The 16,008-nt window shown below is 54.2% G+C and carries 14 protein-coding genes; 4 read left to right on the top strand and 10 right to left on the bottom strand.

All coding sequences use genetic code 11. The annotated features are described in order from the left end of the window. Positions 1-22 precede the first annotated feature (22 nt). The gene (locus tag ACT3RP_RS07105) at positions 23-1,126 is read right to left on the bottom strand and encodes a polyamine ABC transporter substrate-binding protein (RefSeq protein WP_483393531.1); all 1,104 of its coding nucleotides are present in this window, start codon (positions 1,124-1,126) and stop codon (positions 23-25) included. 353 nt (positions 1,127-1,479) lie between these two features. On the opposite strand from ACT3RP_RS07105, the gene ahpC reads away from it, so the two are divergent. Next, positions 1,480-2,043 carry an alkyl hydroperoxide reductase subunit C gene (gene ahpC / locus ACT3RP_RS07100; protein ID WP_096279057.1) on the top strand — a complete coding sequence of 188 codons (564 nt, stop codon included), beginning with the start codon at positions 1,480-1,482 and terminating at the stop codon, positions 2,041-2,043. A gap of 118 nt (positions 2,044-2,161) precedes the next feature. Beyond that, positions 2,162-3,718, top strand: coding sequence for an alkyl hydroperoxide reductase subunit F (ahpF, locus tag ACT3RP_RS07095; RefSeq protein ID WP_096279055.1), 1,557 nt, complete (start codon positions 2,162-2,164; stop codon positions 3,716-3,718). A 92-nt stretch (positions 3,719-3,810) separates the two neighbouring features. On the opposite strand, the gene phaC is transcribed toward ahpF, so the two are convergent. From phaC to prmB, 5 genes are all read right to left on the bottom strand, one after another. After that, positions 3,811-5,682 (bottom strand): class I poly(R)-hydroxyalkanoic acid synthase, encoded by a 1,872-nt coding sequence (gene phaC, locus ACT3RP_RS07090; protein WP_483393530.1) that lies wholly within the window; start codon positions 5,680-5,682, stop codon positions 3,811-3,813. Positions 5,683-5,797: 115 nt separating this feature from the next. Then, on the bottom strand, positions 5,798-6,208 hold the full coding sequence (locus ACT3RP_RS07085; RefSeq protein WP_096279051.1) for a phasin family protein: 411 nt from the start codon (positions 6,206-6,208) through the stop codon (positions 5,798-5,800). 169 nt (positions 6,209-6,377) lie between these two features. Next, positions 6,378-6,824 (bottom strand): hypothetical protein, encoded by a 447-nt coding sequence (locus ACT3RP_RS07080; RefSeq protein WP_483393529.1) that lies wholly within the window; start codon positions 6,822-6,824, stop codon positions 6,378-6,380. 107 nt (positions 6,825-6,931) lie between these two features. Then, positions 6,932-8,023 (bottom strand): chorismate synthase, encoded by a 1,092-nt coding sequence (aroC, locus tag ACT3RP_RS07075; protein ID WP_483393528.1) that lies wholly within the window; start codon positions 8,021-8,023, stop codon positions 6,932-6,934. A 13-nt stretch (positions 8,024-8,036) separates the two neighbouring features. Then, positions 8,037-8,996 (bottom strand): 50S ribosomal protein L3 N(5)-glutamine methyltransferase, encoded by a 960-nt coding sequence (gene prmB, locus ACT3RP_RS07070; protein WP_096279044.1) that lies wholly within the window; start codon positions 8,994-8,996, stop codon positions 8,037-8,039. Positions 8,997-9,183: 187 nt separating this feature from the next. On the opposite strand from prmB, the gene ACT3RP_RS07065 reads away from it, so the two are divergent. Further along, positions 9,184-9,753 carry a Smr/MutS family protein gene (locus ACT3RP_RS07065; protein WP_441685794.1) on the top strand — a complete coding sequence of 190 codons (570 nt, stop codon included), beginning with the start codon at positions 9,184-9,186 and terminating at the stop codon, positions 9,751-9,753. 3 nt (positions 9,754-9,756) lie between these two features. Here the strand turns inward: ACT3RP_RS07065 and ACT3RP_RS07060 are convergent, their stop codons facing one another. The 4 genes from ACT3RP_RS07060 to ACT3RP_RS07045 form a co-directional block, all read right to left on the bottom strand. Next, positions 9,757-10,764 carry a patatin-like phospholipase family protein gene (locus ACT3RP_RS07060; RefSeq protein ID WP_096279040.1) on the bottom strand — a complete coding sequence of 336 codons (1,008 nt, stop codon included), beginning with the start codon at positions 10,762-10,764 and terminating at the stop codon, positions 9,757-9,759. A 14-nt stretch (positions 10,765-10,778) separates the two neighbouring features. After that, positions 10,779-11,684, bottom strand: coding sequence for an alpha/beta fold hydrolase (locus tag ACT3RP_RS07055; RefSeq protein WP_096279038.1), 906 nt, complete (start codon positions 11,682-11,684; stop codon positions 10,779-10,781). A 235-nt stretch (positions 11,685-11,919) separates the two neighbouring features. Then, on the bottom strand, positions 11,920-14,487 hold the full coding sequence (locus tag ACT3RP_RS07050) for an ABC transporter permease (RefSeq protein WP_483393527.1): 2,568 nt from the start codon (positions 14,485-14,487) through the stop codon (positions 11,920-11,922). Then, positions 14,484-15,320: an ABC transporter ATP-binding protein gene (locus ACT3RP_RS07045; protein ID WP_444625351.1), complete on the bottom strand. Its 837-nt coding sequence runs from the start codon at positions 15,318-15,320 to the stop codon at positions 14,484-14,486. The genes ACT3RP_RS07050 and ACT3RP_RS07045 overlap by 4 nt, the downstream gene beginning before the upstream one ends. On the opposite strand from ACT3RP_RS07045, the gene ACT3RP_RS07040 reads away from it, so the two are divergent. Next, a complete protein-coding gene (locus ACT3RP_RS07040) occupies positions 15,319-16,008 on the top strand; it encodes an arylesterase (protein ID WP_444625350.1) in 690 nt (229 codons plus the stop codon). The two genes, ACT3RP_RS07045 and ACT3RP_RS07040, sit on opposite strands and share 2 nt — an antisense overlap.

Genomic DNA, 16,008 nt, shown 5'->3' with positions numbered 1-16,008 from the left:
TCGCCGCCAGACGATGCAATTATTAATGCCCTGATTTAACGCGATTCCAGGTGCGTGTCAGGACGCGCTGAACGTTTTGCGGCTTTTCCAAGGGTACAAATGAATTCTGTAACACCTCGGCTTCCGGGTAGATAGCTGGATCATTAATGATCTCGTCAGAGAGATAGTCATTCGCCGCCAAGTTTGGGTTGGCGTAGCGAACGTATTCAGTAATTTCAGTCGCTATCTCGGGGTCAAGAATAAAATTGATAAATGCGTGTGCGTTCTCAGTATTGGGTGCGTCAGCAGGTATCGCCATCATGTCAAACCACAGCTCAGAGCCTTCCTTGGGAATGCTATAAGCGACAGTGAAATCACGCCCCGCCTCTTGTGCGCGCTCGGCGGCCTGAAAGATATCGCCCGAATAACCGGCCGCAACGCAAATATCGCCATTCGCTAGATCGGCAATGTAACGTGAGGAATGAAAGTAGGTAATGTCGTCGCGAATGCGGGTTATCACCTCGCCTGCGGCTTCCAGGTCGTCGCTATCATTACTTTGTGGGTCGAGTCCCAGGTAGGACAGCGCTGCTGGCAGCATTTCGATACCAGAATCCATTAGCGAGATACCGCAGCCCGCAGCGCTCAGCGCACCGGTAATTTCTGGATCAAACAGAAGCGCCCAGCTGTCGACAGGGGCGTCTTCGCCAAGAATTTCTTCGATACGATCGGCGTTATAGCCGATACCGTTGGTTCCCCACATATAAGGGACTGCATACTCATTCGCTCCGTCGATGTGTTCCAGATTAGCCATCAAATCTGGATCAAGGTTGCCAAGGTTGCTCAACAACTCATGGTCAAGGGGCTGATAAACGCCCGCACTCAACTGACGCGTGAAATATTGGCTAGAAGGCACGACCACATCATAGCCAGAACGGCCGGCAAGCAAGGCGGCATCAAGCGTTTCGTTGCTATCGTAAACATCATAGGTCACGTCAATGCCGGTGCGCTCGGTAAATTTTTCAAGCGTTTCCGGAGCAATGTAATCTGACCAGTTAAACACCCGCACCTCATTGGCGTAGGTAGTGCTAGCCGCTGCGGCGAACGAAATAGCCGCAACGGCCGCGGAAAGTTTGTGAATGTTCCCCATATTACTGCTCCTATTATCTATATCTAGCTACGCGATCTTTTCAACACGGTTCTAAGCGATTATTGTGCCACGTATTCCCCGTGGCGAGCTGTCTGCCACTCAAACAGCGTAGGCCATCATACTAGCCGTGCGAATTTTGCGGTGCGTGAGCCCCTATCGCAAGACAATGTGAAAAATTCTTGTATTCCGCACCATCGGCCCCACTTAACAGCAGTGCGGCGACGCCGGCCAGCCCGCCAATAGCTAAATACTATCAAACGAATGGCTATTCTTAATTTTATTCATTATCCGTTAGCCCTTAGTATTATCATCACTTCTTAACCCTTTGTTCATCAATCACGGAGATTACCCGAATGTCTTTAATCAACACTGAAGTTAAGCCATTTAAAGCAACAGCTTATGTTAACGGTGAATTTGTCGATGTTACTGAAACCGACATACAAGGTCAGTGGTCTATCTTTTTCTTCTACCCAGCTGATTTCACCTTTGTATGCCCAACTGAGCTTGGTGACCTAGCCGATCACTACGCTGAGTTTAAAAAACTGGGCGTTGAAATCTACAGTGTTTCTACTGATACCCACTTCACGCACAAAGCATGGCACGACAGCTCTGACACCATCGGCAAGCTGCAGTACCCCATGATCGCTGATCCGACGCTGCGCATTTCACGCAACTTTGAAGTCCTGATCGAAGACGCTGGCCTTGCTGAGCGCGGTACCTTTGTTGTCGATCCTGACGGCAAAATCCAGATTGTCGAAATCAATGCTGGCAACATCGGCCGTAATGCCGAAGAGCTACTGCGTAAAGTGAAAGCCGCTCAATACGTTCGCGCTAATCCGAACGAAGTTTGCCCGGCTAAATGGAAAGAAGGCGAAGAAACGCTGGCGCCTTCTTTAGATCTGGTAGGCAAAATCTAAACCGCCTATCGATCTAACCAGCCGCCAAGCTTAGCTTTGGCGGCTAGTGATACCTCAGCACCCGGGTCCTGCCCGGGTGTTCTGTTTCTGCTCAGAGTACTGCGAGGAAGCTACTGTCATGCTGGACGCCAATTTAAAATCCCAGTTGAAAACGTATCTGGAGAAAGTGACTCAGCCGTTCGAGATCGTTGCGTCCCTCGATGACGGAGCCAAGTCACAAGAACTGCTGGGTCTTTTGGAAGACATCAGCAGCCTAAGCGATAAGATTACCCTGCACAGCGACGGTCAAGATGCCCGCACGCCGTCGTTTGCAATTAACCGCTCCGGCGAAGACACCGGCGTAGTTTTCGCTGGCATCCCGATGGGCCACGAATTTACCTCGCTGGTTCTCGCGCTGCTGCAAGTAGGCGGCCATCCGCCTAAAACCTCTGACAAACTGCTGGATCAAATCAGGGCACTCGACGGCGAAATGCTGTTTGAGACCTACTACTCACTTTCCTGCCAGAACTGCCCAGACGTTGTTCAGGCGCTTAATCTCATGGCCATCTTTAATCCCAACGTCCGTCACGTTGCGATTGACGGCGCGCTGTTTCAGGATGAAGTTGAGTCTCGTGAAATCATGTCGGTGCCGAGCGTGTATCTGAATGGCAAGCCGTTTGATCAGGGCCGCATGACGCTTGAGCAGATTTTAGCCAAGGTCGACACCGGCGCGGCTGAGCGCGATGCCAAAAAGCTCAGCGAAAAAGCGGCCTTTGACACGCTCGTGATTGGCGGTGGCCCCGCGGGTGCGGCGGCAGCGATCTATTCAGCCCGTAAAGGCATTAACACCGGCATAGCCGCGGGACGCTTTGGCGGTCAGGTGGCCGATACCATGGGGATTGAAAACTTCATCTCCGTTTCGCATACCGAAGGCCCTAAGCTTGTCAGCGCGCTTGAAGAGCACGTAAAAGATTATGAAGTCGATATCATGAATCTGCAGCTCGCCACTAGCTTTAAAGCAGCTGAGGCTCAAGGCGGCCTGCATGAAGTGTCGTTTGATTCCGGCGCGACACTTAAGAGTAAAACGCTCGTGCTCGCGACCGGTGCTCGTTGGCGCGAAATGAACGTTCCCGGCGAGCAGCAGTACCGTAACAAAGGCGTTGCCTACTGCCCTCACTGCGATGGCCCGCTGTTCAAAGGCAAACGCGTTGCCGTTATTGGCGGCGGCAACTCTGGCGTTGAAGCCGCTATCGACTTAGCGGGAATCGTCGGCCACGTGACACTGATCGAGTTTATGGGCGAGATGCGCGCCGATGCAGTGCTGCAGAAAAAGCTTAAGAGCCTGACCAACGTCGATATTATTCTTAATGCACAGAGTACTGAAGTCACTGGCGACGGCAGCCGGGTCAACGGTTTGATCTACAAAGATCGTACCAACGATGAAAGCAAATCCATCGCGTTGGAAGGTATTTTTGTACAAATTGGACTGGTGCCCAATACCGAATGGCTTAAAGGCTCGCCGATTGAAATGACGCCACGCGGGGAGATCATCGTCGATGCACACGGCATGACGTCGGTACCCGGCGTCTTCGCCGCTGGCGATGTTACCACCGTGCCCTACAAGCAAATCATTATTGCCATGGGCGAAGGCGCTAAAGCATCGCTCGGCGCGTTTGACTATCTCATTCGTAATTAACGATTGAGAAATCCAAAAAAAGCCCGCTGGGTTGAACTACTGTTGAGGGTCAGCTCAACGTCAGCGGGCTTTCTTATGATCGTCAGCAGCAGTTACGGCGTCGTCGGTATTTCTCCTAGCACCTCAGGAATGGTCATCTTGACATAGCGCCCTGGTGCCGGCTCGATGATGGAAAGTGCGCCATCGCCAGGTTGGCGCACAGGTACCATTTTCTCGCTGTCGGCATAGCCATTGTCAGTCATCCACGCCTGCCAATGAGGCCACCATGAGCCCTCATGCTCACTAGCGCTTTCCAGCCACGCTTCATGGTTTTCCGGCAATGCATCGTTGGTCCAGTATCCATACTTGTTCTTACTGGGCGGATTAACAATACCCGCAATATGCCCTGAACCGCCGAGCACAAAGGTTGCCGGCCCCTTGGGCAGCAATGCCCCGTAGTAGGTGCTGTTCCATTTAGCGATATGGTCTTCTTTAGTCGATACAAAATAGCTGGGCGTTGATATTTTGCGCAGATCAATCTTCACGCCATCTAATTCAATGCCGTTTGGTTCAACCAAGCGGTTCTCCAAATACATATGACGCAAGTACCATGCATGGGTACCTGCAGCCAAATTGGTGCCATCGGTATTCCAGTAAAGCAGGTCAAAAGCGGCAGGCGTTTCACCCTTCAAATAGTTACTGATGTAGAACGACCAAAACAAATCATTTTCACGCAGTAAATTAAAGGTATAGGCCATTGAACGGCCGTCCAAATAGCCTTTCAGCTGCAGCGTTTGCTCAATACCTTCAACCACACGCTCGTTGAGAAAGACGCCGATATCGCCAGGATCGCGAAAGTCCTGCAGCGTTGCCATATAGGTCACCGACTTCACTTTCCGCCCACGCCGAGTACTCGTAAGGTAAGCCACCGTTGAAGCCGTTAGCGTACCGCCAACACAATAGCTAAGTAGGTTCACCGGCTTCTCGCCACAAGCCTGCTCAATGGCATCCATCGCACTAATGGGCCCCATTTGCATATAGTCGGCCCACGTGATATCACGCTGCTCAGGGCCAGGATTACGCCAGGAAATCAAGAACACTGTATGCCCTTGCCCTACTAGCCACTTGACCATGGAGTTATCGTCACGCAGATCAAGAATGTAATACTTATTGATCCACGGTGGCACCATCAGCAGCGGCGTTTTAAACGTTTTCTCTGTGGTTGGGGTGTACTGAATTAATTGGATTAATTCATTTTCATACACCACCGCACCGGGCGTCACTGCAATGTTGTGACCCACACCAAAAGCGCCGCGGTCCGTCATGCGGACATTGATTCCCTCGGCGGAGTTGGCCAAATCTTCACGTAAACTCGCTAAGCCATCAACCAAGTTCTGGCCACGCGTTTCCAGCGTTTTACGCATGACCTCGGGATTAGTGGTCATAAAATTCGTCGGCGCCATCGCGTTCACCAACTGGCGCGCGTAAAACATCAAGTTGCGCTTATGGGTTTCATCCAAGCCGCCCAAGCTTTCAACCAGCTCTTCAACGACCTGCGAAAACAGTAAATACTGCTGCATGATCGCCATGTAATACGGCTCGTGGGTCCACGCACTGTCTTTAAAGCGACGATCATTTTTTGCAGGGGTTATCAGTGGTGAGACTTGTTCGCCGGCCATGCCTCGCATCGCCTGCTGACACAACAGCCACTGGTCTTGTAGTAAACGTGTTTGGGTTTCAAGCAACAGAGTAGGATTTTGCATCAGCGACTGCGCCCCAGCCTCAAAGCTTTCACGCATATCGGCATAGATAGAGTCGGCAGCTTCGCTGGGTGCAATACGGGAAAGTAAGTCCTGCATCAGTCCCTGATACTGGTCGCTAATATCGCTAAGCTGGATAGTCCAAGCATTGGCTTCCGCTTGAGAAAGCCCTTCAGAGAGTTTTTGAGATATAGCCTGAAACGGATTCTGCCACGCTGACTGCATACTTACTCTCCCTACGCCTACTCTCAGGCGCACCAAACGCTGTCGACCGGCGAGGCCATAAATCAGGATGATAAAAGCATCGCGGCGCCCTAAGGCGCCGCGATGGTGATCTCACTCAGCTTTTACGCGACGCCTGACTAGAGGCTTTGGCCGATTGCGCGCCTTTAGTCGCAGCCTTGGCTTGCCCGGACATTTGCTGCCCGGCTTCGCTAAACATCTTTTCCACTTCAGATTTGAACTGCTGGCTCATCTCGCTCATTGCCCGCGCGTCTTCCTGCATCTGCTGGGACACTTCGTTCATCATTTCTGCTTGCTTAGTACTAAAATCGCGCAGGCCTTCGGCATCTTTGATTTCAGTAGCGCTGCGCATACGCTCGGTGCCCATTTGGCTATAGCGTTGCATTGCTTCCAACTGATACTGGGTCATTTTTTCCATATTGTTGAGCATCAGCGAATTGATTTTGCGCATAGGCTCAAACATTTGACGCGTTTGGGCGTTAAAGGCGTCCGTCATATTATCTTGCATAGTGTCTGCTCCTCTCGATGGATCCCTGGCATGAGCCTTAGGCTACACATGTAAAACGCCTGGAGTGACTCATGGTGACGTAGCATTGCTGCACTGAAAAACGCACTGCAAAAACGAGTAGCCGCTGACATACGGGGTTGCAAACTACTCTAGAAAGTATCCTTACCTTCTAACCTTTCGCTCGAGATCGCGAAGAAGCGGTTGTTTTCGCCTTCGCGCCCTTCTCGCTTGAACTGCCTGAGCCCGGCGCTCCTGCCGACGATGTGTCTTTACGCGATGCACCTGGGCTGGCCTCTTCATCCACAGTAGAAGAATCATCAGACCCAGCAGCATTACCCGCTTGACGCAGCATATCCAGCATCATTTGCTGGTAGGTGCCGAAGTTCGCTAAACCTTGGGAAAGCCCCTTGGAGAGTCCTTCTGAAAGCCCTTGCTGCATCATCGGCTGTTGTAAGAAAGGCCGCATAAGGCTCATAGGGTCATAGCCTTCAACACCGGATTCCATTTGCCGCTGAATATTTTCTAGCAGATGCTTTTGGAATTCCTCTACATCAGGCAGCCCCAGTGATTGGCGAAACTCATCAGGGGTAAGATCAAACTCAACGTTAATCTTCATAGGCGGCTCCTGCCAAGTTTTACCGGCACTCACTTTTTCGATACTAATTTCACCGACACCGGGGTTTTGTCTGAGTGTAGCAGCGATAAGCCAACTTCACCGGGACTTTAAAGCTGCTTTAAACGTGGTGTATCAACGCTAACGTCACAATTTTGGCCTCGCTGGCGTAACCAGTGGTCCAACAGCGTTATGGCCATCATCGCTTCAGCAATAGGCGTCGCACGAATACCCACGCAGGGGTCGTGTCGCCCTTTTGTGATCACGTCGACCGCTTGACCATGCACATCAATAGAGCGGCCCGGGGTGGTAATGCTCGACGTCGGTTTTAGCGCCAACCGCGCAACGATTGGTTGGCCGCTGGAAATACCGCCAAGCACGCCGCCTGCATGATTAGACAGAAACCCTTCGGGCGTCATCTCATCGCGATGTTCGCTGCCGCGCTGGGCAATACACCCAAAGCCTGCACCGATTTCAATGCCCTTTACGGCATTGATGCTCATCAGGCCATGCGCAAGCTCAGCGTCCAGGCGGTCAAATACCGGCTCACCCAGCCCCACGGGAACACCTTCAGCAATCACGGTAATTTCAGCGCCCACTGAGTCTTGATCACGCCGCAGTTGATCCATATAGGCTTCAAGCTCGGCTACGCGCTCCGGGTCAGGGCAGAAAAAAGCATTTTGCGCTACCGATTCCCACTGTTTGAAGTCAATTTTGATCGGCCCTAGCTGACTCATATAGCCACGAATCTGTACACCTTGAGCCGCCAAATATTTCTTGGCGATGGCCCCAGCGGCTACCCGCATAGCAGTTTCTCGTGCGCTGGAGCGCCCGCCGCCCCGATAGTCTCGGTGGCCATATTTATGATGATAGGTGTAGTCCGCATGCGCGGGCCGGAACTGATCTTTAATTTTCGAGTAATCGTTAGATCGCTGATCGGTGTTTTCAATCAGTAAACCAATCGACGTACCGGTCGTTTTACCTTCAAAAACGCCTGACAGAATCCGCACCTGATCCGGCTCTTTGCGCTGGGTCGTATGTCGCGAGCTTCCCGGCCTGCGGCGATCCAAGTCGTGCTGCAGGTCCGCCTCGCAAAGCGGAAGCCCTGGCGGGCAGCCATCAACGATTGCGCCAAGCGCGGTGCCGTGGCTTTCACCAAAGGTTGTGACACTGAATAATTTGCCAAACGTATTGCCAGACATGGCCGTTAATTCCTTACACGAAAGACGCCGCATGGGCGTCGAGTTCAGCGGCGCTCAGGACAAACACGCCCTGGCCGCCACGCTCGAATTCAAGCCACAAAAAAGGAACATCCGGAAATGCTGCTTTCACATGGCAATCTGAGTTACCAACCTCAACGATCAGCCAGCCCTCATCGGTCAAATGTTGCCGCGCTTCACGCAGTATACGCCGCACAATATCCAAACCGTCACTACCGGCACCCAGTGCCAATGACGGCTCATGGCGGAACTCAGCGGGCATCAACGCAAGATCACGCGCATCCACGTAGGGCGGGTTAGAGACAATCAAATCAAAGCGCTGGCCTTCCAGGCTATTAAAGACATCCGACTCCAGCGCGCGCACGCGATTGCCCACATCGTGGCGGGTAATATTTTGCCGCGACACGGCTAAGGCATCTTGGCTAATATCCGCCAGCGCTACTTCGCAGGTGGGCAAATACAGCGCCGTGGCAATACCAATACACCCAGAGCCCGTGCATAGGTCTAGCACCTTAGCGGGAGGCTCTTCTGGAAACCAAGCCGCAAAGCCATCTTCAATGAGTTCGGCAATCGGTGAACGTGGAATCAGCACGCGCTCATCAACGTGAAACGGATGGCCGGCAAAAAAACTTTCACCCAGCAAATAGGGCAGCGGCCGACGCGTGGTAATACGTTCGCGCGCTAAGCCAATGATACGCAGGCGCTCAATGGGCAGCAGCCGCGCCTCTAATACCCCGGGGTCAACGCTCCACGGCAGATGCAAAGCGCCCAAACAAAGCGCAACGGCCTCGTCCCAGGCGGAGTCGGTACCATGGCCATAATGCAAACCGGCCAGATAAAACTCGCTGGATACCCAGCGCAGGTAGTCACGCAGTGTGAAGAGTTCGCTCACCAGCGCCGACTCTGGCAGGGAAAGGGTTGAGTGAGAATGCTCAGCGTTGAGATGCGTGGTCACAGCGACTCCTGGGTTAACGATAATCTTGGATGCAGCCAGGCCATGCCTGATAACGCTTTATCCACATGACGAATAAAAGATTGTACCTTTCACGCCGCCAGGTTCACAGCAACGCTCAGCCCGCTATACTGTGCCTCTTTACGCTGACTTACCGTTTTGACACCTATTTTTCATACCTGAGCCTGCCATGACGCGACGCCGCCACCTTCCCAATGATGATGATATCAGTGCCTTCCGTGAAGCGTTAACAGCGGCGGGCGTACGCCGTATCGCGACCAATCAGGCCGATCCAGGCAAACCTAAACAAGATGGAAAGGCACATGAGGCGCGCCGCCACGCGGCGGTGCAAAGCGATGCTAAGCAGGTCAGCGGGCGCACGTCGGATGGCCGCGTGGAGGCCGTACGCCCGTCTGAATATCTGGAGTTCAGCGTTGTTGACCTGCCGCTACGTACCTTCAGCCAGCTAAAACGCGGCCAAACCGCGTGGCAGTCGGGGTTGGATTTACATGGCTATACGCTAGAAGAGGCGCGTACGGAGCTTGAGAGTTTTCTACGCGATTCAGCCAGCCAAGGGCTGCGCTGCGTACTCGTGGTGCACGGCAAAGCATGGGGCACCACGTCTGATTTCCCCGTACTCAAAAGCCACACCAATACATGGCTGCGCGAATGGCCAGGGGTGCTGGCATTCTGTTCGGCGGTGCCCGTCGATGGTGGCACCGGCGCCGTGTATATCCTGCTACGTAAACGTGGCCTTTAGCCGCTACTCAGCGGCATCCGAAGCAATGCTTGGCATTCGCCGCTCTAACGCCTGATCCGCCAAGTGACGACCTAAGCGGATCAAATCTCTACCGCGATGAAATTCATAGGTGCTACAGACGGTCTTGGGTATTTCAATCAGCACATCGGGTGGGTAACCCGCCACTTTATATTTAGCCAGCGCCGCCTGGGTAATATCAAACGACTCCAAAATCATATCCAGCTTGCTCCACTCACGCTTACCGCGGGCTTCCGTGGTCTCATCAGGCTCTTCATCCCCGTTGGCACCCAGCCCACCCCAAAGTTTACGCGTCGCCGCACGAACATCGCCAATCCACTTACCCATACTTTGGTCACGCTCGCGCTCATTTTCACTGCGGCTATCGGTGGCCTCTTCTTCTTTGGGAAGCAGTTCCTCTAATGTAACCGGTAGCGGGCTGTGCGCGGTGACGTTAACCGCTACGACAAAATCCGCCTGATGGGCAGCGACCACGGGCATAATGGGTAAAGGGTTGAGCAGCCCGCCGTCGACCAAGACTTGCTCACCAAGATGAACAGGGGTAATAACACCGGGCACTGCGATAGACGCGCGAATAGCGCGCAAAAGAGAGCCCTTTTGAAACCACACCTCGCGTTGGCGCACTAAGTCAGTCGCCACGGTTGTCACCGGAATCGACAAATCTTCCATCAAAATGTCGCCTACCAGCGCTTCTAGTTTACTCATCACTTTGCTGGCACGCATCGCGCCCATAGGGCTCCACGTCACATCAACCAGTTTGAGCACATCAAAGTAATCCAGGTTACATACCCACTCGCGGTACTCCGGCAGCTTACCCGCGGCGTAAATACCGCCGATCAGCGCGCCCATTGAGCAACCAGACACGGCAATAATCTCAAAACCACGGGCTTCTAATGCTTCAATAACACCAATATGCGCGTAGCCACGCGCACCGCCGCTACCCAGCACCAAGGCAACTTTGTTGCCGCTGGCCAAGTGAGCCAATTCATTCATGCTAACGTCCTTCCTTAGCGATTATCGGTCTTGTCCCAGTGACCGCCAATAATCGTCGCGACTTGCGCCACTGCACGAGGCTCCAGGTGCAAATGATGGCCGCCAATGAGCACGTGGCGGTGTAAATCTTTGACTGCCTGCCGCGCTTGAGCGGCCCACTCACGTTGACCCAGAATGCCGCTATCGCCTTCAATCAAGAGAACCGGAGCATTAATATCTGCCAGCAATGACAGCACTTGCTCCGGCGTAAAACGCACCAGCGATGGCTTCAGTAGACGGCCGTCAGTACGCATTTGCACATGGCCATCGGCGGTAGGCTGCGTATTGCGCTCCACAAGCGGCGCGGCCGTTATACTATCTAGCGGCGTCACACCGCCCGCCACACGCGCAGCGATCGCGCTTTCTATATCCGCATAGCGTGGGGCCCGAGAACGCGGCCGTCGATAAGCTGCCAGTCCTTTGCGCAGTTGGCTGGCGGTCTCCTCCAGCGGTGTGTTGAGCGCGCCTAATCCGTCAATCAAGGTTAAGCGCACTACCCGCTCAGGCAACGCCGCGGCCACCAGACATGCCACTGCCGCGCCCATTGAGTGGGCCAGCAAGCTGGCTTGCTCTAATCCGAGCGTGTCCATGACATCGAGCACGTCGTGACAATAGTCCCACAATGCATAGTCGACGCCTTCAGGCACATGTGAAGAGTGCCCATGCCCCCGAAAATCCACCGCTACAATGCGGATACCTAGCGCCTCAACTAGCAGCGGTGCCAAGCGTGAAAAACTGGCTGCGTTATCTAACCAGCCGTGCAGCGCCAGCCACGTGGGAGCATCCGAGCGCCCCCAGCTCAGCGCGGCAAGGCGGCCTTCGGCAAGCAAAAGCGGCTGCGGCGCAAAAACGCGGGAAGCCGTTAGATCAGAGTGGTACATAAGCTAAAAGTCCTGGGCCAATAACGCTGCGTGAAGGCAGTCAAGATGACGACGCGGGCAACAAACGGTACCATGCCCGGCGTAATACTTTTGCTGCTTTTCTCTCCACGCTTATTTTGGTGTTGCCATGAAACCACGCCGCGATACTCGCGCCCGTAATCTTGTCTTTCTCATTGCTGTTATCAGCGCCGCCGTGGTCGGCTTTTGGCTCGCACGCTAAGACGCAGCGATACCGCTACGCCTCCCCGAGAAGCCCTAAGCTGGCCGCTGGGGCTTGGCGACGCAAGCCACGTGATAGCGCGTGGCCGATCACGCCAATCAGCACAGCCCCGCCGAGTGGCAATAATAGCCATAGCCCTAGGTGGAAGGTTGGCGTGAGATCTAGCCAGTAAATATACAGTGCTGCCGTGGCAAACTCTGCCAATACCGCCCCCATCAAACCACTGGCAAAGCCTAGCAGCGCATACTCGGCTCCCTGCACGCGTGAAATCATCCGGCTGCCTGCCCCAAAGACACGCAACAAACCGCTTTCATGGGCGCGCACAGGAAGGCTTGCGGTTAACGCCGCATAAAGCACGCTAACCCCGGCTAAGAGTACCAGCGCAAGCACCAACTCCACAGCACGCGTCACTTGGCTAAGCACGTCGCGCACTTGGCCTAAGATGGCATCCACATTGAGCAACGACACACCGGGGAAATCGGTAATCAGCTCCCTAATCAGGCCACTTTCCGCTTCAGGCAAATGAAAGGCCGTAATGTAGCTGTGGCCAAATTGCTCCAGCACGCCCGGCGGAAAGATAACGAAAAAATTAGGCTGAAAGCTGTCCCAGTGAAGGCTACGCAGGCTGGTAATCTGTGTCGCTATCTCGTCGCTACCGACTGAGAAGGTGATCTCGTCGCCAATGCCTAGGCCTAACCTTTCAGCCAGCCCATCTTCCATCGAAATAGGCACAGGGGTTGCTTGCGGCGTTGCCTCAACTGCACTCATCCACCCCTGCCTTGCGTCGCTTGCTTGCGCTGTTGAAAACCATTCTCCGGCGACTAACTCGTTACCATCGGGCAGCTCTGCTTGCCAGGTGAGGTTTAACTCACGGCGTAGCGAGCCATCGCCACGCGCATCCTGCGGCACGGCATCCTCAGGGGGCTGATCATTAATAGCAATAACGCGACCGCGTACCATTGGGTACAGGGTGCTTTGAGTTTCTACACGCGGTGAAACGACCGCTTCAAAAGGATCTCGCTCGGAGGGTTGAATGTTGATAGCGAAATAATTAGGGGTATTTTCAGGCAGCTGATCTTGCCAGGTGCTCAACAGATCACCGCGCACTAATACAATCATCGCCATCGCAAAGAAAGTCACCGAAAATGCTAGCAGCTGACCCAGTCCTGCCTGGCGTCTGCGAGCCAACTGACGACCGCCTAAACGTAGCGCCTGCGACCACTCATTGCTTCCCGTTACTCGTTGGACACCACGCAACAAAGCGCTGAGTAAAAAGGCGCTAATCAGCCACAGCAAACCGAGCAGCATCGCCCCGCCGATTAATAGCGCAATCGCTAGCACCAGGCTGCCCGAGTAAAGCCATAGCAACCCGCCAAACACAATGCCCGCCACCCCCACCACCAGCCATGCAGAAGGTGGCAACGGATCGAGCTCGCGGCGCAGCACCTTCAACGCGCTAACTTGCTTAATACGCAGCAAGGTTGGCCCAGCAAACCCGACTAACACAGCAAGCGCTGTGAAAACGCCCAGCCCTAGCGGCATCAGCCCCGGTGGCGGGAGCGTCATGGGCAAAAAGCTCACCAGCAACCGGAGTAAAACGGCTTGTCCAACAAGCCCAAGCAGCGCTCCAATCACCGCTGCGACCAGGGCTAGCCCGAGTAGTTGAAGAGTAAAAATTGATACTAACTGGCGCTGACTGGCGCCAAAGCAGCGCAGCAGCGCGGCGGTGTCTAAGTGACGCTCGACGTAGCGCCGGGTCGACATTGCGACAGCCACGCCAGCCAACAGTACGGCGGCTAGCCCGGCAAGCCCTAGATAGCGTTCAGCGCGCTGTAAAGCGTTCCCCAACTGAGGTCGATCGACTCGCACGTCGCGAACCTCGACGCCGTCGCGGCGGAGTTCCGCCAGCAGGCCTTGAACCCGCTCTAGTGCCGCTGACGAGCCTGCCGCTAATATTTCAAACTCTATACGTGAGCCAGGCTGGATTAGGCCAGTCGCTTCAACATCCGCGGTGTTCATCATTAAGCGCGGGTTAAAGTTGCTAAATCCAGCGGACTGGTCTGCCTCACGCTCTACAATACCCGTCACGGTAAGCTCGGTTTGGCCTACCTGCACTTGATCACCGAGCTGTATCTCGACTAACTGCATTAGCCGCGGGTCAGCCCATGCTTCGCCGGGCGCGGGACCTGATGCAACCTCCTCAGTGCCATCGCCAAAATCTACGTGTGATACGCCGTAATGAGGATAAACATCATCGACAGCTTTGAGGCTCGCGGGCTGAAAGCGCTCGCCGCGGCTAATCATGGAAACGAGATCAACCTGATCACTTAACGTAAAGCCGGCATTTTCCAGAGTGGCCCGCAGCTCTTCGGAAAAAGGATCGCGCTGCTCTAACACTAAGTCGCCGCCCAGCATTTGGCTTGCCTGACGTTCCAAGCCACGTTCTAAACGGTCCAAAAAGAAAGCGATCATCGTCGATGCCGCAACGGCCAGTACCAGAGCGATAAACAGAGCGCGCACGTCGGCAGCGCGAAGGTCTCGTTTAAGACTGCGCATCGCTAAGCGCCAATTCACATCGCTCATTGCGTCCCCTCATCTACCGAGGCGGCTACTGGCACAAAAGGTTCTAATTTGCCTTGATCCAGGCGCAGACAGCGGTCACAGCGACGGGCCAGAGCGTGATCATGGGTAACCAAAATGAGCGTAGTGCCCGCTTCACGGTTCAAGGTAAAAAGCAGATCAATAACTTGAGCGCCGGTATCCGGGTCAAGATTGCCGGTTGGTTCATCGGCAAACACCAGCTCAGGGTCAGTGACGAAAGCGCGAGCCACCGCCACCCGCTGCTGCTCGCCGCCAGAAAGCTGTTTAGGGAGATGATCGACGCGCTCGCCAAGCCCCACGCGCGCTAACCACTTAGTCGCGGTTTGTGTTTCGCCGGCACGGGGGGAAAGCTCCAATGGCAGCATGACGTTTTCCAGCGCACTCAACGTAGGTAATAACTGAAAATTTTGAAACACGAAACCCACTCGCCCCGCCCGTAGTGCCGCACGGCCATCCTCATCTAATCGGCTGAGCGCTTGACCGAACAGCATAAGCTCACCATCACTGGGTGTATCCAGACCCGCCAACAGCCCCAACAACGTTGATTTACCCGCACCGCTTTTGCCTAAAATCGCAACGCTTTCACCCGCTTCTACGCTTAGCGACAGGTCGTGTAAAATAGTCAGCGAGCGCTCTCCGCTGGTGACTTTTTTCGAGAGCCTGTCGGCATGTAGAACGGGGTGTCCGGCAACGCCATGAGGAACGTTATGCGCCGCAGGGGTGTCTGTAAGAGGGCGGCGGGCACCATTTGAGTGTTCGGTCGTTGACGAGGCGTGTGCAGCTGAGTTTTCAGTTTGATCAGAGGAGTAAGGCATGAAGCATGGCATCCCTAAAGCTTGGTGTGGGCTGAACCGTATGGTAACCGTATGGGTGCTAGTACTGGTAGCCGCCTGGACCTCAACCTCAGTCAACGCAGAACCTGTCAGTGAAGACACGCGCCCCACCCTACTGGTAATGGGCGACAGCCTAAGCGCCGCTTACGGCATTGAGCGTGAAGAAGGCTGGGTGAGCTTACTGGCCGAGCGCCTAGACGATAAAGCACAGGTTATCAATGCCAGCATTAGCGGTGAAACAACGTCTGGAGGGCTACAAAGATTCACTGACATAATCGGACAACGACAGCCGGATATTGTTCTCCTTGAACTGGGCGGTAATGACGGCTTGCGTGGCTTGGCACCTAATCAAATGCAGGCAAATCTAGCCAGCATGATTGAGCAGAGTCAAGAAGCCGGGGCGCAGGTGCTGCTGCTGGGCATTGATATTCCGCCGAACTATGGCCAAGCGTACCGCGATGCGTTTACGGGCGTATTTCACTCATTGGCGGAGGAGTACGATGTGGCGCTAGTGCCCTTCTTACTTGAAGACATCGCCTTGGATGCACAGCTGATGCAAAGCGACGGTATTCATCCTACTGCTGAAGCACAGCCGATTATTTTAGACAATGTATGGCCTGAGCTTGAGTCACTTCTTGAAGAATCCTCAGTCGATGCCCATCTGTCCTAA

Source organism: Halomonas sp. AOP5-B2-8, assembly GCF_052376475.1.
Classification (GTDB): domain Bacteria; phylum Pseudomonadota; class Gammaproteobacteria; order Pseudomonadales; family Halomonadaceae; genus Vreelandella; species Vreelandella casei.
The sequence above is the reverse complement of the archived record's forward strand: the minus strand, read 5'-3'. Positions and strand labels throughout refer to the sequence as shown.